The organism is Lysinibacillus xylanilyticus, from assembly GCF_001708185.1.
GTDB classification, from domain to species: domain Bacteria; phylum Bacillota; class Bacilli; order Bacillales_A; family Planococcaceae; genus Lysinibacillus; species Lysinibacillus xylanilyticus_A.
Genome location: NZ_MDDN01000012.1, coordinates 62,537 through 83,704, shown reverse-complemented (window position 1 = coordinate 83,704; position 21,168 = coordinate 62,537). Strand labels below are relative to the sequence as shown.

The window sequence follows — 21,168 nt, the reverse complement described above, 5'->3', positions numbered from 1 at the left end:
AAACTATTGATACTGTAATTTTGAGAGAAGAGAGCGAAGAAAATGAAAATTATTCACATAGATCAAAAATATCCTGAGGATTGGATTCGCGTATTAAATCATATTGCGAATTTATTTTTTGAGGATTCCAAGTTAAAAGTAGAGCATGAAGGAACAGATATGTCAGTGTCTTTCGAATATAACGTTGGCGATGATTTCTCATTGTCGACAAAAGCGGTACTAGAGGTAGATGGTAAAAGTTATACGAATGATTACCGTATTCAGTATGATACTGGGGCTGAAGGTCGTGAGCTAAATATTCGTATGAAACGTGCCTTATCTCACGTTTTTTTAGATGTGCTCGAGCAGCATACTGGGATGCATCAACAATGGGGGATTTTAACGGGTGTACGTCCAACAAAGCTCTATCATAAATTCCGCAAGGCTGGTAAGAGCGAGGAAGAAATTGCAGATATTCTTATTCGTGATTTCCGTCTGTCAGAGGAAAAGGTGGCACTACTAAAAGAAATAGTTGCTCGTCAGTTAGTGACGATTCCTGATATTGATGATATCGGAAAAGAAATAAGTATTTATATCGGTATTCCTTTTTGTCCGACTAAATGTGCTTATTGCACATTCCCGGCCTATGCGATTGGAAGCAACCGAAAGCAAGGACGTGTCACTACATTTTTAGATGGGTTGCATATTGAATTACGTGAAATGGGGAAATGGCTGAAGGAAAATGACATGAAAATCACGTCCATTTATTGGGGTGGTGGTACGCCGACATCTATAGAAGCGGATGAAATGGATGCGTTGTATCAAACGATGTATGAGTCATTCCCTCATCCTGAAACAATCCGTGAAGTGACAGTTGAAGCAGGTCGACCGGATACGATTACTCCTGAAAAATTGGACGTGTTAAAAAAATGGGGCATTGATCGAATAAGTGTTAATCCGCAATCCTATACAGATGAAACGCTTAAAGCAATTGGTCGTCATCATACGGTACAGGAAACGATTGATAAGTTTTGGTTAGCACGTGAATCTGGTATGAATAATATTAATATGGATTTAATTATTGGCTTACCGAACGAAGGGATTGAGGAGTTCCAGCATTCCTTAGATGAATCTGCAAAAATGCAACCAGAATCGCTTACGGTACACACATTGTCATTTAAGCGTGCTTCGGAAATGACGCGTAACAAGGATAAATATAAGGTAGCGGACCGTGATACTGTTGCACAAATGATGCATATGGCACAAGTATGGACGAAGGAAAATGATTATGTACCTTACTATTTATATCGTCAAAAAAATATTTTAGGTAATTTAGAAAATGTTGGATACAGTAAAGCTGGCGAAGAAAGCATCTATAATATTGTTATAATGGAAGAAGTACAGACAATTTTAGGGATTGGTTGTGGAGCCTCTTCGAAATTTGTTCATCCCGAAACAGGGAAAATTACGCAGTTCCATAATCCTAAGGACCCTGCTGCTTATATCATGACATTTGAAGATGCAATCGGTAAAAAACTCGAGTTTTTAGATGAATTATATAAGTTGTAAAAATGAAGGCAATCTGACGTGATGTTCAGATTGCCTCTTTTATTCCGATAAATCGCGATAATGTTCCGATAAAACTGGAAAACATTCCGATAAAACCATAAAATGTTCCGATAAATTTAAAAAACATTCCGATAAAATCTCAGGAAATATTTTAAGCAGAATTTTATAATGAGTGTAAGCGCCTAACTTACATGAACTGAGTGGAGGTATAACATGAAAGTCATTATTAGTCCAGATTCCTATAAGGGGACTTTGTCGGCCATCGAGGTGGCTAATGCAATGCAGGCGGGAATCGTGGATGTTGATCCATCGATTGAAACAGTTATTTTACCAGTAGCAGATGGTGGAGAAGGTACACTAGAATCTCTTATTGCTTCAACAGATGGTCAATATATGTCGCAGCCTGTACTTGATCCAATGGGAAGAGCAATAGAAGCGAGATATGGTGTGCTTGGTGATAACGAAACATGTGTTATTGAAATGGCTCAGGCATCCGGTATTATGCTATTACAGGACAATGAAAAAAATCCTGAGCTTGCATCGTCGTATGGGACAGGACAGCTTATAAAAGCTGCTCTTGATAAAGGTTTTCGGAAGTTTATGATCGCAATTGGTGGGAGTGCTACGAATGATGCAGGGGTTGGCATGTTAAAAGCACTTGGACTGCAATTGAAAAAAGAAGACGGAACATTAATTGCTAATGGAGTGTCAGGACTGTTAGATTTAGCTTCAATTGATATTGGTCAGTTAGATCCTCGATTGTCTAAAGCACAATTTATTATTGCCTGTGATGTTGATAATCCATTAATTGGAGAGCAAGGGGCAACAGCCATTTTTGGGCCTCAAAAAGGTGTGAAGAAGCATCAAATTGCTTATTTTGATAGTTGTTTAAAGCACTTTGCCGATATTGTTGAAAAGCAATTTGGCATTCGACTACACGACTACAAAGGCGCAGGCGCTGCAGGTGGAATGGGAGGTGCCTTAATAGCTTTTTTAAACGGCAGTTTTCATGCAGGGATTGATATTGTGCTCGATGCCGTACAGCTAAAAAAGCATTTAGAAGGTGCTAGGTTTATTATTACAGGTGAAGGTAAATCAGATTGTCAAACATTACATGGGAAGGCGCCAATAGGGGTGGCGAAAGCTGCAAAATTAGCGAATGCACAGACCATCTTATTGTCTGGGATTATAGATGAAAATGATAAACCTGCATTGATAGACTATTTTACTGTTGTTGAATCATTAGTAGATGGGAATACTACTGTTCAGCAAGCGATGGAAAAGCCCTATGATTGTATTCGTCTGAAAACAAAAAGAATCTTTGAGTATTACGTACAAATGGAAGATGATTGATGCCGGAGTAATGACAGGTAGCAATAGATATAGAGAGCAGTCCGTGGTTAGCTCTCTTTTTTTGTATAATAGAGAACTAGAAAGGAAGTTAGTCGATAAAAAAATTAATAGTAGTACTCCTTTGTATTTTTTTATTAGCAGGCTGTAAGGAGCCATTACGTAATGCGAAAGGGGAAATGATTAGTGAGCTTGACTAAATACACCTTAGACCGTATTGAAGATGGCTATGCAGTTTTCTTAAAGTACCAAGAGGAAGAGGAGCAAATTATTATTTTACAGTCCGCCATGAATAAGCCGGTTCAGGTGGGCGATCGTGTACAAATTGAAGAAACTGACGGCATCTATCATATTGAAATTTTGAAAGAAGAAACAGAGCAGAAAAAGGCTGAAATACAAAGTTTAATGGATAGATTGCGTAGAAAAAATCAATAGTACTTTGCAAGCTGTGAGTAAATTACTTTTATTCACAGCTTGTTTAATATAGAAGGAATATGCATAAAATGCTATGCTAAATATTTTGAATATATGCTAAAATAATTATATTAATAGGAAGCTAGGAGCTGACACAATGTCAATTAACACAATTATTTTTGATTTAGATGATACGCTATTATGGGATAAAAAATCTGTTAAAACAGCATTTGAAAAAACATGTGAATATGCAGCGACAATACATAATGTGAATCCAGCTGAACTAGAGGAAGCTGTGCGTAAGGAAGCACGTGCGCTTTACGAAGGCTATGAAACATATGATTATACGGTGTTAATTGGTATTAATCCATTCGAAGGACTTTGGGGAACATTCGATGACCTAACAGATTCTTTCCAAAAAATGAAAAATATTGTGCCGGGCTATCGTACAGAAGCTTGGACAAAAGGTTTAGCAGCTCTTGGGATAAATGATACGAAGCTAGGAGCGGAACTAGGGGAGCGTTTTGTGGCGGAACGTAAAGTGTCTCCATTCTTATATGAAGATACTTTTGCTGTACTAGATAAGCTGAAAGGGAAGTATCAGCTTGTATTACTGACAAATGGTGCGCCGAGTCTCCAAAATTTAAAATTAGAAATTACACCAGAAATCGCGCCATATTTTGACCATATTATTATTTCTGGGGACTTTGGTAAAGGGAAACCAGATGCCTCTATTTTCGAGTATGTCATGGAGAAAGCGGGTATTACAGCGGATGATGCGATCATGGTTGGAGATAACTTAAATACTGATATCTTAGGCTCATCCCGTGTTGGTATGCGTAATGTATGGATAAATCGTGAAAACAATGTACCAAATGGTGTTGTGACGCCAACATATGAGGTCGACTCTTTAACAGCGTTATTCGAGTTAATTAATAAACTATAGGCAAATAGATGTACTGATTCATCAAAGGATCAGTACATTTTTTGTTTCTTGAAGTTTATTGAAACAGTTTGATGAAATATCGAAACTTTTTAGCGAAATATCGAAACAAATTGAAGCTTTATCGAAACTTTCACTAAAAATGCGCATTAAATGCAAGATATAGCTATGTAAAGGCAATTGCAATACATAGTTGAACAACGGCATTAACGAGGGTGATAATGAGCAATAAAAAAAGCAGAGAGTATTTGCACTCCCTGCTTAAGAAACCAATTATATTATAGGTTAATCGCTTTTACTTCATCAATATTTTCAAGCTGTGCAACAAATGTTAAATCTTCGTCTGTTACAACATTGTCGATTGTTAGCATCATGACAGCTGTACCACCAACTTGTGCACGACCAACTTGCATCGTTGCGATGTTGATATCTTTTTCTGCTAGCCTTGTTGCTACGCGGCCGATTGCTCCTGGTTTGTCAGTATTTTTAATGTAAAGAAGGTGACCTTGTGGAATAACGTCTACAACATAGTCTTCAACTTTGACAATACGGGCACCTAGACCATTTAATAATGTACCTGCTACTGTGTGTGTTTCATTGGCTGTTTTAATTTCAATCGTAATTAAGCTAGTGAAGCCTTTAGCAGTTGTTGTTTTATGTTCATTTATTTTCATGCCGATACGTTCAGATAAGTAACGAGCATTTACGTCATTAACATGGTTACCGTGGTTTTTAGATAATAAGCCTTTTAACGCGTTTGACGTTAATGGACGTACATCATAATTTGCTACTTCACCAGCATAAGATAAGTTGATTTCTTTTATAGGCTCAATTGTAATTTGAGATAAGAATGAACCAAGCTTTTCAGCTAATTCGAAGAAAGGTTCAACTTGTGCAAGTAGCTCTTTTGGAATAGATGGCATGTTTACTGGGTTAGTTACAGTACCTGTTTTATAGAACTTAATGATGTCATTTGATACGTCAACAGCTACAGACTCTTGTGCTTCAATTGTAGATGCACCTAAGTGAGGTGTTGCGATTACTTGTGGTAAAGTAAGTAGCTTGTGATCTGTTGCTGGCTCAGATACGAATACGTCAAGAGCAGCGCCCGCTACTTTACCTTCTACGATAGCATCATATAAATCATCCTCGTTGATAATACCGCCACGCGCACAGTTAATGATACGCACGCCATCTTTCATCATAGCGAATTTCTCTTTGTTAATAAGATTACGTGTTTCAGGAAGCAGTGGTGTGTGTACTGTAATGAAATCTGCTGCTGCACAAATTTCTTCAACTGTCGATTTTGTTACGCCTAACTCTTTAGCGCGTTCATCCGTTAGGAATGGATCGTATGCCATAACGTTCATGCGTTGACCTTTTGCACGATAAGCTACTTCCACACCGATACGACCAAAGCCAACGACACCTAACGTTTTATTTTTTAGCTCAACCCCAACATAAGATTTGCGATCCCATTTACCATTTTTAAGTGTATTGAATGCTTGTGGGATGTGACGAGCAAGAGAAGTCATCATCGCAATAGTGTGCTCAGCAGCTGAGTTAGTGTTACCGTCTGGTGCATTCACAACGATAATACCATGTTCAGTTGCAGCAGTTAGATCAATATTGTCCACACCTACACCAGCACGTCCGATAAGCTTTAAGTTTTTAGCCGCTTCAATTACTTCGCGTGTCACAGTTGTTTGAGAACGAACTAGTAAAACATCTACATCCGCAATTTTTGCGATTAATTCTTCTGGTGCAAGACCAGTGTCTACAATGATATTTAAGTCTAAATCTTGTTCTTGTCGAAGTGGGAAAATACCATCTTCACTTAGTGGGTCAGCGATAAATACGTTAATTACTTTTGTTGCAGTAGTCATTTGTAATGTAGTCATTTGTAATTAGCTCCTTTTAATTAAAAAATGTTAGTGTTCTTTATATACGAAACAGTCTGAATTTTGTAGAGATAGTACATCTTACAGCATACAAACAATCTCCTTTTCGCCTTGGCGTAAATCCGTGACATCCGCCAGAGGCTTTATCTTGATTTTGTAAGTGTTACAAAATCAAGATAAAAAAAGCCTTCCGCGCCTTACAAACACAGTTATTGTGTTGTAAGGGGCGAAAGGCTGAAAAAACATTGGTTCGCGGTACCACCCTTAATCACTGCTTGAAAGAAATCTTGCAGTCTTAGCTATATGCGTAACGTGCATGTGACGGATAGGCTTACTTTGGAGATGTTCGGCTTATCTATTCAGGAGTGGAACTATTATCGTAGAAATCACTGATTTACACCAACCATCAGCTCTCTTTAGATTTTCTTGCGACTAGCGTGTCTCCGTCGTTATATTTTCGTTGATTAAATTTGTTAACATCATAAACCTTATTGTTCACCTTTGTCAACGATATTTCTAAAAAAGATTAAAAAACTTCACTTTAAAAGTCTGAAAAATAACCAAAAGCGAACTTTATTTTGGTTTCGTCGCTTTAATGTTCGTCTTTTTAGAAAGGACAATGAAAGCGCTAACGTTATGTGTTAAGTCAGATTACATGGGCGTTTAGTAAATTTTAAAGGTCTAAAATTATATGGGAAATAATTGGGATTAAATAGTTTATTTGAGTAAAACTTTCATTGTTTTGAGGAGGAAAGCGAACATTTTTTCCTTGTCACATTTTTGTCAAAAATACGATGTGTAGAAGGTAAACTATTAATTGGAGAAGAATGTAAGTAATGTAAGATTGATTTTTGGGGGGGAGAATGATGTATGATGTAGCAATTGTCGGTGCAGGACTGGCAGGTTTAGTCGCTGCCTGTGAGTTAGCGGATGCAAAGAAAAAAATTTTATTAGTAGATCAAGAACCTGAAAATTCATTAGGGGGACAGGCATTTTGGTCTTTTGGCGGTATATTTTTAGTGAATTCACCCGAGCAAAGAAGGCTTGGTATTAAAGATAGTAAAGAGCTTGCATGGCAGGATTGGCAAGGAACGGCTGGCTTTGATCGCTTAGAAGATGAGGATTCGTGGGCGCATAAATGGGCCAGATCTTATGTAGATTTTGCAGCTGGTGAAAAATATGAATGGTTAAAGTCTGTAGGAATTAAGTTTTTTCCTGTCGTTGGTTGGGCAGAACGTGGGGGCTCATTAGCAGGTGGACACGGAAATTCGGTACCTAGATTTCATATTGTTTGGGGAACTGGGCCAGGCATCGTAAAGCCTTTTGCTGAAAAAGTGAAAAAGGCCATTAAGGATGGTTATATAGATTTTAAAGCAAGACATCGTGTAGATGAGTTTATTCAACACGATGGAGGAATAGCAGGGATTAGTGGAACTGTTTTGGCTCAAAGTTATGCAAATCGCGGTGAGAAAAGCTCTAGGCTTGGTATTGGCGAATTTTCTTATGAAGCGGATGCCGTTATTGTGGCTAGCGGTGGAATAGGTGCAAATTTTGATTTGGTCAGAAAAAATTGGCCAGCGCGACTTGGCACACCACCAGAAAACATGGTCAGTGGTGTACCTGCTTTTGTTGATGGCAGAATGCTAGAAATTACTGAGCATGCGGGAGGGCGTATCGTTAATCGAGACCGCATGTGGCATTACACGGAAGGCTTGAAAAATTGGGATCCTATTTGGCCAAATCACGGTATTCGAATTTTGCCTGGACCTTCATCATTATGGTTTGATGCGGAGGGCAATCGATTTGGCGCTCCGAATTTTCCAGGCTTTGATACGTTAAGTACGTTAGAAGCAATTCAAAAAACAGGCTATGATTACTCGTGGTTTATTTTAACTGAAAAAATTATTGAAAAAGAGTTTGCATTATCAGGCTCTGAGCAAAATCCTGATTTAACAAATAAAAGCATTAGTGATGTTTTAAAACGTGTTTTGCCAGGTCCACCTGCTCCGATTCAGGCATTTAAAAATCATGGTGAGGATTTTGTTATTGCGAATGATTTAAAGGAGCTAGTTGACGGGATGAACAAATTGGTGGGCAATGAGCTTCTTGATTTTATGAAAATAAAGGAGCAAATTTTAGCAAGGGATCGTGAAATGGACAATAAGTTTACAAAGGACTTACAGGTTAATGCTATTCACGGCGCAAGAAACTATATTGGTGATAAAATTGTGCGCGTTGCCAAGCCACATAAAATATTAGAACCAAAAAATTGGCCACTTATTGCGGTGCGATTAAACATTTTAACACGTAAAACATTAGGAGGCTTACAGACAAATTTGGATGGTGCTGTGTTGGGCATGGACGGTCAGCCTATACCGGGTTTATTTGCTGCTGGGGAAGTGAGTGGTTTCGGTGGTGGTGGTGTACATGGTTACCGTGCTTTAGAAGGGACATTTGTTGGTGGTTGTTTATTTAGTGGACGGCAAGTAGGGCGTTACTTGGCAAAGGGAAATTTAGAAAGCTCCGGTGAGAGAAGAAGCTGCTCTGATACATGGGAGAATTACTCGGGTGAAAAGAGTAACCCTCACATGCATGGAAGTGAAAAGCTGTAAAAGTGATACGAATTTTAGAATATGAAAGAGCATCTCCCACAAGTGGACGATGCTCTTTTTTATTATAATGAAGAATTTTGAACCTCAGCGATTTTAGCGATTTGTTCCTCAATCTGCTCTTTTGTCCAACCATTTTCTTCAACGAAGAAGTTACGTTCTGCGCGACGGCAATCGTCTGAACAGCTGCGCATATAAAAGGCCTCGTGCTTTTCCTCGCACAGCATTAATTTATGGCATTCTGGATTTGCGCAGTTTGTATAACGTTCTGTCGGTTCTCCAGTGAAGAAATCCTTGCCGACAATCACATGCTCAACCTGATTAATCGGTACACTACGACGTCTATCGAAGACAAACATTTGTCCATCCCATAGTTGACCTTTTACCTCAGGGTCTTTAGCATACGTGGCAATTCCACCGTGTAACTGACCAACACTTTCTCCATAGCCTTCACGTTTTAACCAACCAGAGAATTTTTCACAGCGAATACCGCCTGTACAGTAAGTTAAAATCTTTTTACCATCAAACTCTTCCTTATGAGCCTCCATCCAAGCAGGTAGGTCACGGAAATTTTCAATATCTGGACGTATGGCACCGCGGAAGTGTCCAAGGTCAAACTCATAATCATTACGTGCATCAATAATTACTGTATGATCTTCCTGCATACGTTCCATAAATTCTTTTGGTGATAAATAATCTCCAGTTATTTCTAAAGGATTAATATCATCGTTCAAACCAAGGTGTACAATCTCTCTACGAGGGCGCACATGCATTTTTTTAAAGGCATGCCCTTCAACTTCATCAATTTTCCACATAATATCGCTAAAACGAGGGTCTGCCTTCATATGATTCATGTAGGCATCAGTTTGCTCGACTGTACCTGAAACCGTTCCATTAATCCCCTCATATCCAACTAAAATACGACCAAGAAGCCCGATTTCTTTACAAACTGCTAAATGTTCTTCTGCAAATGCCACAGGGTCTTCAATAGCTATATATTTATAATAAAGTAATACACGATAGTCTTTCTGTGTCACAATTATTTACCACCTTTAAATCAATATTCCTCCTTAAATATAGCATATCAAGTACTATTTTGCGTAGGATAGAAGGAGTTTTCTAAAAAAACACGAATAGTACATAGTGAATGACTATTCATATTTGGGGGTGTTGGGATGGAATTTTCAACGATTACATTAGAGAAATTAGAACGACGTGCAACATTAACATTAAATCGACCACATGCCATGAACGCCATGGACGATGTGATGATGCGTGAACTAGCAGAATGCTTTGAAGCACTACAGCAAGAGCAAGAAATACAAGTTCTCGTTATTCGCGGGGAAGGAAAAGTCTTTTCAGCAGGTGGCGATATTAAAGCAATGCTAGATCCAAATAAGCCACTAAATATTAATGAGGCAATGGTTTATTTAACACGTATTGTCAAAGCATATTACCAGCTACCTATGATCGTCATTGCGGCAGTTCATGGAGCATCAGCTGGATTAGGCTTTAGTCTAGCGTTAGGGGCTGACATAGTTGTGGCATGTGAAAATAGTAAACTCGCTATGAATTTCATAGGTATAGGGCTCATACCTGATGGTGGCGGTCATTTCTTTATGAAGGAACGTGTGGGTACTGTCAAAGCTAAACAAATGATTTGGGAAGGCAAGGTATTGACTGCATCGGAAGCACAGGATGAAGGGTTAATTGACTACGTTGCACCAGATGGGACTGTTTTTGCGATTACGGACCAACTAGTTGGAAAAATGCTTGCGTCTCCAATTGCATCGATGATTACGACTAAAAAAATTCTACATGCTCAAAATTTACCTCAATTAGAGAGTATTTTATCGATGGAAGCAGTGGGACAAGCAGCAATGCGTAAAACGGCTGATCATTTAGAAGGAATTCATTCATTTGTAGAGAAAAGAGCGCCTGTTTTTGTAGGAAAATAAAGTGAAACTTTAATCAGTAGGGGGTTCTGCATCCGCACTGATTATTAGTCTTCGCCAATGGTGGCATTTACGGGCAGTCAATTCAAAGTAGTAAAAGGCGCGTAGTAAAGTTTACTACGTGCCTTTTACTAGCCACTATTAGACATGAAATAAGATTAATTTACCCGAGGCATTAACAAGACGATGAGTTTTGTCGGCAACACCTTTTTCCATGATTTGCTGTTGACCGTTAATTTTTGCAGCCTCATCGTTTTCGAATGTCCAAGTTTCATCAAATAATGTTTCCCCAGTTTGTTCGAAAGCCGTAAAACGATAATTCTTCATACAAACCCCACCTTTTACTTAAATATATTTCCATTATACATAGAAGGTTTATAAACTTCACGGTAAAACTAGCGAATATTTTGATAAATTACGAAAGTTGTGGAAAAAATAAGGCAATACTATTGATGTGATGAATATTCTATGAATACATTTCTCATCAAGCGAGAAGTGTGATAAAATAGAACAAATATTCGGTTTTGGCGTGATTCACGGATGTTTCAGCATAAAAAAGAGACAGAGAGCGATTGTAAAATGATTTAGTAGCAACTTTGATGTACTAAATACTACTTTGCGAATGATAAAAGATTGCACTAGTAAAAAAAGCTGGACATTGTGACGTCAAGGTATAAATTATCTATTACTTGAGGTGATTGGATGTCAGAAATTCGTTTTTTCCATATGGCAGATTTACATTTAGATAGTCCATTTAAGGGCTTATTTGGTTTACCTGATTATAATTTTAAAAAAATTCGAACAAGTACTTTTGAAGCCTTTGATAAAATTATTCAGAAAGCCATTCAGGAGAAACCTGATTTTTTACTGATTGTCGGTGATATATATGATGGTGAAAATCGTAGTTTACAGGCACAAAGAAGATTTCAAGAGGCGATGGAAAAACTCTTTCAGCATAATATTCCTGTCATTTTAAGCTATGGTAATCACGATCATTTAAATGGTGCTTGGACGCGCTTTGCCTTACCTAGCAATGTTTATGAGTTACCGGCTGAGACGAGTGTTGTACAGTTAAACATACGTGGTCAACAAGTCAATATTTATGGCTTCAGTTATGGTGAACGCCATATAAAGACAGCAAAGATTGATAGTTATCCTGTTGCGCAGGACCAGCATGTTATTCATATTGGTATGCTTCATGGTAGTGAGGCTAGCGATACTACACATGATGTTTATGCCCCTTTCACAAAAGATCAACTTCTTGAAAAAAACTATCATTACTGGGCTTTAGGACATATTCATAAACGACAACTTTTACACCAAAATCCACCGATTGTTTATCCTGGCAATATTCAAAGCCGACATCGGAAAGAGCAGGGAGTAAAAGGCTTCTATGATGTAACCTTGTCTCAAAACACTACTGACATGGAATTCGTTCCGACATCTGCTGTTGTTTATAACACGGTAGAGGTGGATTGTACGAATGTGTTTCATGCCAATGAACTACTAAGAAAATGTGAAGAAGCACTAACGAACAATCGTTTAGAGTATGGGGCATCTGTTGTTGAGCTCCACTTAAAAAATATAGATGAACAATCACAATCTTTATTTGAATATGCCACAGTAGATACATGGCTAGAAACTATTCGAGAAGCAGCGGATGGGATTGAACCGATGTGCTGGGTGCAAAAGCTCATGTTACATCAATCGTCAGCATCGTATGAGCATACTGCCGCAACTGAATCTGTAATGAACTTAATGGAGCAATGGGATCTTTCAGAATGGAAGGATATTTTAAAGGATCTGTATCAACATGCTGGTGGTGCAAGACTAATTGAGCCTTTAACAGAGCAGGATATAAAAAAATTAATGCACAACGCACAAGAGTTATTAGCAGAAGAAATTCAAAGGGTGTGAATAACATGCTAAAGATACAAAAGATCCGAATTTATGGCTTTGGTAAGCATGAAAACATCACAATCTCCTTACATGAAGGTGTTACCATTTTTTATGGTATGAATGAGGCGGGCAAAACCACTATTCAACAGTTTATTTTACAAATGCTTTTTGGTTTTCCTACGAGGCAACAGGTGCAACGTAAATATGAGCCAAAGACATCTACTAAATTTGGTGGTCAGCTTACGATTTGGCATCCGTCCTATGGGCAATGCACCATAGAACGTGTTAAAGGGAAGGCAGTGGGCGATGTTACAGTTTATCTCGAAGACGGGACAACAGGGCATGAAGAGCTTCTAGCAAAACTATTATATGGCTATTCAAGAGCATCCTTTGAGTCAATTTTTTCCTTCTCATTACATGAGCTACAGGGCATTGAAAAAATGTCAGAGGAAGAGTTGACGCATTTATTACTTGCTTCTGGGACAACAGGGATTCAGCAGTTATCGTCTCTAGAAAAGAAATTGGACAAAGATGCTAGTGAGCTTTTTAAAAAATCAGGTAAGGTGCCACTGATTAATCAAAAATTAGAACATTTAAAAAAGCTGGAACGCACAATTAAACAAGAACAAGACAATATTCAGACCTTTGAGGATAAATTATTGCAATTACAACAACTCGCTCAAAGGCTAGAAGGTTTATATAGTCAGCAAAAAACGCAGCAGCAAAATTGGCAACAGCTAACAATTCTCAAGCAGGCAATGCCACTTATGAAACAGCAAAAGGCTTTTGAGCAGATGCTGAAAAGCTATGAACATGTGCAATTTCCACCAGAAGGGATCCGGCGTTATGAGCAATTAAAGGATCGGCTTGTACATGAAACACTACAAATCGAACAATTGAAGGAGCAGTATCAGGCATTACAAAATAAACTGCAGTTAATAGTGGACGAGCAAACTATTTCTGAAATGTCTCGACTTCTGAATAAAGAAGCAACATGGAATCAGGTAGTTGTGAAGGAACAGAACTTAATGGACGAGCTGTATTTACTTGAACAAGAAATAGAAGCACAGTTTCGTTTATTAGGTGTACAGGAAAAAACAGCTCAGGATATTTTGCTTGAGGAAACCGTATCATTACAGCAAGAGGAACAATTTCAACGGCAGTTAAGCCTATTAGAAGAAGCGGAAGAAGAGCTAAAATTTCATCTGCGTTCGTTAGAACAAATACATGCAGAATTAGATACAATCGCTCAACAGCAACAACAGCTTAAACAGGAGTCATTATCCACTGAGGAAGAACATATTTTAGCACAGTGGCCCCAGCGTAAGCGAAAGCTCGAACAGTTGCGTTTGGGAAGGTCACAACGCTCGAAACAGCAACAACCAAGTGTTTTGATATTCATAATGTTAGCAATAAGTGTACTTGCGTTTATTTATGGTGTTTTGGAAAAAAATATGGCTGTAATTGTCATAGGTGTGGTTATGTCACTGTTCATTACCTTATATTTAAAATTTGCTAGACAAGCACATGAAACGCCGAGTAAACAACATAGTCAGCAAATACGTGAGTTAGAGCAGGAGGAGAATGTTGCTCAGACCATACTGCTAAAAAAACAAAGACTTGAGGATCGATGGTTACATGTAAATGAGCAACAGCAAGAAAAAGAACGACAATATGTAAAACTTGAATATAAAATTCAGCAGGCTGAGCTGGTAATTGAAGAAGCCACTCTGTCGCTTCAACAATTTTTAGGGCGCTATAAGCTAGAGGGGAATGTACCAAAAACACTATTACCAGAGCTGTTTATGCGCATACGTGGTGTTCAAGAGTTGGTAGCGAAGAAGAAGAGTACATGTACCCTTCTACAAATGATACAGGCAGAGAAAAATGAGCTAGTAGAACAAGCACAGCGAGTGTTAAAGGTGGAATATAGTGAGCAGGAAATCTTTATGCATTTACGCACCGCACTCCTTACTTTGCAACAGGAGCAGCAAGTGTCCCAACAAACAAAAGAGCAGTTGGCTAGCCTTCAAACAAAAATTCAAAGTGTACAATCTCATATAGAGAACTATGAGTCTGAAGTTACTCAGTTATTTAATGCTGCGAATGTTCAATCAGAGAAGGTTTATTATGAAATTCATGAACAATTTGAGCAACAGCAAAAAATAAAGACAGAACTTCAAGCAATTCAGAGTCAGCTAGTCTCACTGGATGTAGACAACAAACAATCATTAATCGACGAAGAACAGCTTCATGAACAACTCCTTGCTTTAGAGGAGGAACGAGGCGCAATGCAGTTAGCAATAGATCATTGCTTGGAACAACGAGCGACACTACAAATTCAGAAGGAGAATCTTCTGAATGACGAGAAATATGGTCAATTGCTTCAACAGTTTGAACAAGAGAAATCAGTGTTGCAGCAGCTGATTGGGCAATGGGCTGCAAAAAAAGCATTGACTACTGCCATACACGAAACATTATTCCGCTTAAGAGAAGAAAAATTACCTCATGTTTTGACAGAAGTTAATGCAATGTTTAATTTGTTAACAGGTGGACGTTACGATCAGCTTCTAATTAATGATGAAGGCTATTTTGTTGCACACGATGTTTCAGGATTACGTTATCAAATGGCAGAATTATCACAGGCAACGAAGGAGCAAGCTTATATTTCATTGCGCATGGCACTGGCCAAAACGCTTACAGCTTCTGCCCCATTTCCATTTATTATGGATGATCCTTTTGTCCATTTTGATCGAAACCGTACAGACAAAATGGTACAATTAATGAAAGAAGTAGGATATGAACGTCAAATTCTATATTTTACTTGCCATGACGCGATGCTCGAACATTGGCAGAAAGACCAAATTGTCGATGTAGGAGCACTAGCAAATGAAAGGGGAGTGGCGTCAACATGAAGGGTATTACGACGCTCCAGGTTGGAGAATCGGTTGATCAATTTTTATTAATTAAACAAGCGACAAAAGGGGTTACCACAGTTGGAAAGCCATTTATGTCACTGTTATTACAAGATAAAAGTGGAGATATTGAGGCGAAGCTATGGGATACAAATGAAGAGCACGAAAAAATGTACCAAGCTGAGGCAATTGTACGTGTGGGTGGAGAAATTCATGACTACCGTGGCAAAAGTCAATTGCGTATAAAAGCGATCCGTGTAGCAAAACCAGAGGAGGGAATTGCTATTAATGATTTAGTTCCTTCCTCAGCAACTCCAAAAGAACAATTATATGAAGAGTTGACACAATTTTTCTTTGATATTAAAAATCCGAATATATCACGAATTACCAGAGCAGCTATTAAAAAACATCAGGATGCTATTTTAGTTTATCCAGCTGCAACAAAGAATCATCATGATTATGCATCAGGCTTACTGGATCATATGGTATCAATGTTGAAACTCGGTAAAGCCATTGCTGATCTATATCCTACATTAAATCGAGATTTGTTATATGCAGGAATTATTTTGCACGATATTGGCAAAGTTGTTGAGTTATCAGGACCGGTTGCAACAGTGTACACGGTTGAGGGGAATTTACTTGGCCATATCACTATTATGGTTAATGAAATTGCCAAAATTGCTAGTGAACTAGAGATCGAGGGCGAAGAAGTAATGCTATTGCAACATATGGTGCTATCTCACCATGGTAAAGAAGAATGGGGCAGCCCGAAAAAACCAATGATTCAAGAAGCGGAAATCTTGCATTACATTGATAATATTGATGCAAAGATGAATATGCTAACACGAGCACTTGGCAAAACTGCGCCAGGTGAATTTACTGAGAGACTTTTCCCGCTAGATAATCGATCATTTTATAAGCCGGCTATTAAGTAATGTAGATTTGAGTCTCATCACAGTTGGGGAATGATTGTAAAAGAGATGTGATGCTTTATCTCTTCAATCAAAAAATGAAATAGCATTCACAATGAATCCTTTTCATATGCTTCAACAGATGTATTCACAAGAAAACTTATTTCAAAGAAACAGCATATAAAAAGGGTTACGCCTGTATCAGCGTAACCCTTTTTCATATAGTACAGTAATAACTATTTAGATTCTTTTTCAGTATCTTCAGCGTTATCTTTTTCTTCTTTACTTTCTTTAGCAGCTTTTTCTTCAGCTTTTTTAGCTTCTTCTTCAGCTTTTTTAGCTTGTTCTTCACTTGTTGTTGAAAGATCCTCTATAGCTGCTTTGAAATCTTTATCAGATGTTTTTACATCAGCTTCCTTAGCTAAATTTGCAACGATATCTTTAAGGATCTGCTTATCTTCACCTGAATTCGTTAATTTAGCTAGCATTTGTGAACTAATATTATCTTTTTCTTCTTTATATGAGCCAACACCTTTTACATCACGCTTGTCCGTAATTTCAATAACGTGGTAACCGAAGCTTGTTTTTACAGGCTTACTTAATGTATTTAACTCTAGGGCATAAGCAGCATCATTAAATTCATCTACCATTGTGCCAACAGAGAACCAGCCTAGCTCTCCGCCTTTTTGAGCAGAGCCAGTATCAGTTGAGTATTCCTTTGCTACATCCGCAAAAGCAGCGCCGCCTTTAATTTTGGCAATGACTTCGTTAGCTGTTTTTTCATCTGCCACTAAAATATGACGACCATTTAACTCAGTTTTCATTTGTTCATAATATTTTTTTACATCTTCTTCTTTAATAGCTTTATCTTTTAAAGCCTTTTCTTGAAGAAGTTGGAATCGTAAAGTTTCTTTAAAGCTTTCTTCAGTTAAGCCACTTTGTTGCAGAACTTGGTCAAAGTTACCTCCAAATTGTGTAGCCATATTGTCATAAGCCTTTTGGATTTCTTTATCTGTTACTTCATATTTATCAGCTAATAATTTCTCAGACACCATTTGTTGTATTACAATTGAGCCTGTTAAAGTTTTTGCTGTTTCATTAAAGTCAGCAACTGAAATGTCGCCTGCCTTTGAAGTAACAACTGTTTCTTTGTCTCCTCCGCTACAAGCACCAAGTGCTAATACCGAAGCAGCTAATGTTACAGATAAAACTGTCTTTTTCATAGTAGATATTCTCTCCTAACGTGGTTTCGTCCATTGCTTACTATAACATAAACGTATTAAAAACAAAATGGTTCCCCCCTTGAGTATAGCCTATATTTCAAATTTTGAAGCGCATAGGATATAGAAAAGAAAGGGGGTGAAGTTATGGGCAGCGGAGGATACGGCGGCGGTGGCGGCGGCGGCTATGGTTCAGGCTCAAGCTTTGCTTTAATAGTTGTGTTATTTATTTTATTAATTATTGTTGGTGCAGCGTTCCTATACTAATTGATAAAGTAAAACTTCATTCTGAGAGGGCTTCATTTCCCTCTCCCTAAAGGATAGAGGAACACAAGCGTTTTCACATCCTTTGAAAACGCTTGTGTGACCAACATCCTGGTGGCCCGAACCAATCGGGCATTTACTGGCAGTCGCTTCCCAACTTAACTAATCTCGTTTACCCCTATCAGTTTGAAGTCTCGTCTTACTGCCAGCTATATGTGGGGGAAAAAGAAAAAAAGCTAAGGGTATCTCCTTAGCTTTTTTTACATTATAAGACTTTCACGCCGTACGCTTGAGGTCACGTCCAGAAAATAAGATTGGTCAGAACGAGTTGCTATATGTGGTATCAAACTTACTCCATGCAAGCGGACGGGCGTAGATATACTTTTCTTTCTAACTATACTGCATATAAAATTTCAATATAGAATGAGACAAGTAAAATTGTAATAAGTATATTTATAGTTCGGAATATTTTTGGATGTTTCTCTTCGGGAATTTCACGTCGCATGCACAGTGCATATGTCATGCGGTTGATTTGAAATAAATAGAATACCGAGAATAGAACTACAATCATTAATAGCAAGTCTATTCCTCCCCTCTTTCAGTATTAATAGCATATCAAAAAACGTCAATAAAACACAAGTACAAGCAATTTAGTGAATAGTGGGTGGCACTAAAATTTCATAGCCCTTCGGTGTTTCTTCAATTTGGGAGTCTTTAGGTGAATTAAATAAATATTTCACATACAGAATATCAATTAAACATAAACTACAATGGTAAGCTAAAAGCAATGTACCATAATGGGTATACACAGGGAATAGCAGTGTCCCTATTAAAATGCCTGTATTTATAACAATAAATGGCGTGAGTAAAGCTAAAATATAACGATTTTTCGATAAAGGTTCCTGAATACGCATGTGTAGAACAGGAATAACATAAAATTGGGTACGCACACGCAATTTTAAATGCTGACGTAAATCATACAATGCTAGAAAGTGAAAGAATTTATGAATTGGATAGAGTGCTAATATAGCAATAACAAATAGCCAAAACAAATGATCTGTATAGTGCTCGTCATTAAATAAATTAAATGTTACATAGGAAAGAGCAAAGACGGTTAAAAAAACAAATACAGACATTATTATAATACGTGTTGCTCCGTAATGATGTTCTAGGTTTAAAATTTTCCAACAATGCATAGTTTATCAACTCCTAAATAGGAAGGGTCCTATTTAATGTAAATTGATTTATGTTAGAATGCAAGAAAAAGGAGGTATCTCAGAAATTTCTGAAATACCTCTTTTTACATGTATTTTAACTGCTTTCAACGGAAGTCAGTACATTTGACGAGTAACTGCCCGTAAAAGCACGCTTGGTTCTCACTTTCATCCCTTTACAGTTGAACGTTCTTCCATTGTGTCAAAGGAATCACGGAAGTGTTGGAAGGAACGCTCAAAGATGTCGATGAAGTCCTCTCCATATATATTACGAATAACAGCCATAACATCTAAAAATTCTGGGAAGCGACCATATAGGTCTTTTAAAGCTAACGAGCCTTCGAGCACAGAATGATAAGTATTATGATAATTACTGTTCATTTCAACAATAAGTTCTGTACCTGCTTCTGTTAACTCAACATACGTATTACGTTTGTCGTCATCCCGCTTTGAAAACTTTAGGAATCCACGCTCTTCTAACTTCTTTGAAAAATTAAATGCTGTCGAAACGTGCATAACCCCAAATTTTGCTACATCGGAAATTGAAGCCCCTTTTAAATGATACGAAATCCATAAAATGTGATGTTCGTTAATATTTAAATCGTAGGGTTTAATCCATTGCTGCCAATCTTTTTCAACCGCTTTCCATAAGGCTTTTGATAATTGCGCAATTCTTTGACTATAAAGCATCGCTTCTTTTTGAGTATATAATTCCTCTGACAAAGCCATCACCTACTGCTTTCTTTAACATTTTAAAAATATTATAGCAATAAAGAAAATAAGTTTAAAGTTAGAAAAATTAAAAAATTGAAAAGTGGTTAAAAAATGATATTATAGCAATTGTTTTTAATAAAAATATAGATTTTTTGGTTGTTAAGAAGGACTTTAGTCTACAACTTTTTCTTTTGATTTTTTCCCATTTTCTGTGATTTGTGCGACATTCTTCTCGATTTCGTTTAATGAATTCTGTAATGCTTCTATTTCTTGTTGTAAGTTATTCTTTGATGGTTCGATTTCTTCTGTAAATGTAGTAATTGTTTGTTTTAAATCGTTTACTATTTGTGGTATATTATTTTTCACTTCATTTGTTAGTGAATTAACGGATTGTTTCACTGTATCTACTTGCTGCTTTACATCTAAAAGTTTGTCCTTTGTACTTTCAGCATTTGCTCGCAAATTAGCACGTAATTGCTGTCCTGATTGAGGAGTTGAAAAAAGTACTGCGATTGTCCCGCCAACGATCCCAGCTGCTAGTCCAAATAAAAATGGTTTTGCTTTCATATCGAATACCTCATTTCTGTAATTGTCATGTGTTATCTACTATTAAACCATGAAATGCCCATATACAAAAAGAAAAAAGAAACTAAACGAGTGATTTTGTATCACGGTTTAGCTTCCTTTGTTAGATTAAAGTGCATTTTCTAGCCTTATGCATCTTTTTATTACACTGAAATAGCTGTATTGAATTTAGAACGTTTCACTAATTTTGTAACTATAGGATAAATAATCGTAAAAGCAATGACATTAAATGCCACAGCAGGTAATACAACACCTACAAATAGAACAGTGAATGTTGCACCAACATTTGCGTTGAACACAAAAAGTGCTACTGCTAAAAAGACAGTTCCAGATAAAATTGTTCCTAAACCAACTAAGCCAGCCGATACTATGAAATTGTTTACCAATTTTTTTAGGACAATTAAGGCAATTAAAAAGACAAAACCTGTAACTGCTTTATCGATAACATTGGGAACAAGACCGGCAGGAAACGTTGTAAACAATCCTGAAAGTACACCTGTTACTAAAGAAAGTAAAAACGTTTCTTTAACAGTAGGGAACAATAAAATGCCAATAAACATCATTGTTAGCATGAAATCAGGCTTCATGCCGTTTACCATACCTGGTGTAACTACATAAAGGGCAGCACCGACACCAACTAAAAGTGCCATTAAAACTAAATTCTTTGTATTCATTTCTAATCTCTCCTCGTCTAAGCTAATCTATTTGTCTCCTAACGTGTCCTCA

Annotated in this window: 19 protein-coding genes; 10 read left to right on the top strand and 9 right to left on the bottom strand. The window is 37.5% G+C overall.

The features are described from left to right. The first annotated feature begins 42 nt into the window (after positions 1-42). The 4 genes from BFJ97_RS17930 to BFJ97_RS17915 all read left to right on the top strand — a co-directional run bounded on the left by BFJ97_RS17930 (position 43) and on the right by BFJ97_RS17915 (position 4,258). A complete protein-coding gene (locus BFJ97_RS17930) occupies positions 43-1,548 on the top strand; it encodes a coproporphyrinogen III oxidase (RefSeq protein ID WP_068986031.1) in 1,506 nt (501 codons plus the stop codon). Positions 1,549-1,761: 213 nt separating this feature from the next. Then, entirely contained in the window at positions 1,762-2,901 is a 1,140-nt protein-coding gene (locus BFJ97_RS17925; protein WP_068986030.1) for a glycerate kinase, read from the top strand. Positions 2,902-3,084: 183 nt separating this feature from the next. Further along, entirely contained in the window at positions 3,085-3,333 is a 249-nt protein-coding gene (locus tag BFJ97_RS17920) for a DUF3006 domain-containing protein (RefSeq protein ID WP_068986029.1), read from the top strand. Positions 3,334-3,469: 136 nt separating this feature from the next. Then, on the top strand, positions 3,470-4,258 hold the full coding sequence (locus BFJ97_RS17915; RefSeq protein ID WP_068986028.1) for an HAD family hydrolase: 789 nt from the start codon (positions 3,470-3,472) through the stop codon (positions 4,256-4,258). Between the two features lie 275 nt (positions 4,259-4,533). Here BFJ97_RS17915 and serA read toward each other — a convergent pair whose 3' ends face one another. After that, positions 4,534-6,141 (bottom strand): phosphoglycerate dehydrogenase, encoded by a 1,608-nt coding sequence (serA, locus tag BFJ97_RS17910; RefSeq protein WP_139114480.1) that lies wholly within the window; start codon positions 6,139-6,141, stop codon positions 4,534-4,536. A gap of 878 nt (positions 6,142-7,019) precedes the next feature. Here serA and BFJ97_RS17905 point away from each other — a divergent pair. Beyond that, a complete protein-coding gene (locus BFJ97_RS17905) occupies positions 7,020-8,768 on the top strand; it encodes an FAD-binding dehydrogenase (RefSeq protein WP_083227092.1) in 1,749 nt (582 codons plus the stop codon). 62 nt (positions 8,769-8,830) lie between these two features. Here the strand turns inward: BFJ97_RS17905 and trhO are convergent, their stop codons facing one another. Further along, entirely contained in the window at positions 8,831-9,802 is a 972-nt protein-coding gene (gene trhO, locus BFJ97_RS17900) for an oxygen-dependent tRNA uridine(34) hydroxylase TrhO (RefSeq protein ID WP_068986026.1), read from the bottom strand. Positions 9,803-9,940: 138 nt separating this feature from the next. Here trhO and BFJ97_RS17895 point away from each other — a divergent pair, with 138 nt between their 5' ends. Continuing rightward, positions 9,941-10,723 carry an enoyl-CoA hydratase gene (locus tag BFJ97_RS17895; protein WP_068986025.1) on the top strand — a complete coding sequence of 261 codons (783 nt, stop codon included), beginning with the start codon at positions 9,941-9,943 and terminating at the stop codon, positions 10,721-10,723. A 138-nt stretch (positions 10,724-10,861) separates the two neighbouring features. Here BFJ97_RS17895 and BFJ97_RS17890 read toward each other — a convergent pair whose 3' ends face one another. Further along, complete coding sequence (locus BFJ97_RS17890) at positions 10,862-11,047, bottom strand: YhzD family protein (protein WP_068986024.1); 186 nt, start codon at positions 11,045-11,047, stop codon at positions 10,862-10,864. A gap of 375 nt (positions 11,048-11,422) precedes the next feature. Here BFJ97_RS17890 and BFJ97_RS17885 point away from each other — a divergent pair, with 375 nt between their 5' ends. The 3 genes from BFJ97_RS17885 to yhaM are packed head-to-tail and all read left to right on the top strand — an operon-like array spanning position 11,423 to position 16,469. Then, positions 11,423-12,637 carry a metallophosphoesterase family protein gene (locus BFJ97_RS17885; protein ID WP_068986023.1) on the top strand — a complete coding sequence of 405 codons (1,215 nt, stop codon included), beginning with the start codon at positions 11,423-11,425 and terminating at the stop codon, positions 12,635-12,637. 5 nt (positions 12,638-12,642) lie between these two features. After that, positions 12,643-15,534, top strand: coding sequence for an ATP-binding protein (locus tag BFJ97_RS17880; RefSeq protein ID WP_068986022.1), 2,892 nt, complete (start codon positions 12,643-12,645; stop codon positions 15,532-15,534). Further along, positions 15,531-16,469 carry a 3'-5' exoribonuclease YhaM gene (yhaM, locus tag BFJ97_RS17875; RefSeq protein ID WP_068986021.1) on the top strand — a complete coding sequence of 313 codons (939 nt, stop codon included), beginning with the start codon at positions 15,531-15,533 and terminating at the stop codon, positions 16,467-16,469. The genes BFJ97_RS17880 and yhaM overlap by 4 nt, the downstream gene beginning before the upstream one ends. Positions 16,470-16,681: 212 nt before the next feature. Here yhaM and BFJ97_RS17870 read toward each other — a convergent pair whose 3' ends face one another. Further along, the gene (locus BFJ97_RS17870; protein ID WP_068986020.1) at positions 16,682-17,668 is read right to left on the bottom strand and encodes a peptidylprolyl isomerase; all 987 of its coding nucleotides are present in this window, start codon (positions 17,666-17,668) and stop codon (positions 16,682-16,684) included. 144 nt (positions 17,669-17,812) lie between these two features. On the opposite strand from BFJ97_RS17870, the gene BFJ97_RS23825 reads away from it, so the two are divergent. After that, a complete protein-coding gene (locus tag BFJ97_RS23825; protein ID WP_083227091.1) occupies positions 17,813-17,932 on the top strand; it encodes a YjcZ family sporulation protein in 120 nt (39 codons plus the stop codon). A gap of 391 nt (positions 17,933-18,323) precedes the next feature. On the opposite strand, the gene BFJ97_RS17865 is transcribed toward BFJ97_RS23825, so the two are convergent. The 5 genes from BFJ97_RS17865 to BFJ97_RS17845 all read right to left on the bottom strand — a co-directional run bounded on the left by BFJ97_RS17865 (position 18,324) and on the right by BFJ97_RS17845 (position 21,116). Next, the gene (locus BFJ97_RS17865) at positions 18,324-18,509 is read right to left on the bottom strand and encodes a hypothetical protein (protein ID WP_068986019.1); all 186 of its coding nucleotides are present in this window, start codon (positions 18,507-18,509) and stop codon (positions 18,324-18,326) included. 70 nt (positions 18,510-18,579) lie between these two features. Next, entirely contained in the window at positions 18,580-19,125 is a 546-nt protein-coding gene (locus BFJ97_RS17860) for a DUF3267 domain-containing protein (RefSeq protein ID WP_068986018.1), read from the bottom strand. A 186-nt stretch (positions 19,126-19,311) separates the two neighbouring features. After that, the gene (locus BFJ97_RS17855) at positions 19,312-19,872 is read right to left on the bottom strand and encodes an HTH-type transcriptional regulator Hpr (protein ID WP_068986017.1); all 561 of its coding nucleotides are present in this window, start codon (positions 19,870-19,872) and stop codon (positions 19,312-19,314) included. Between the two features lie 156 nt (positions 19,873-20,028). Further along, a complete protein-coding gene (locus tag BFJ97_RS17850) occupies positions 20,029-20,424 on the bottom strand; it encodes a YtxH domain-containing protein (RefSeq protein ID WP_068986016.1) in 396 nt (131 codons plus the stop codon). 161 nt (positions 20,425-20,585) lie between these two features. After that, entirely contained in the window at positions 20,586-21,116 is a 531-nt protein-coding gene (locus tag BFJ97_RS17845; RefSeq protein ID WP_068986015.1) for a tryptophan transporter, read from the bottom strand. Positions 21,117-21,168 lie beyond the last annotated feature (52 nt).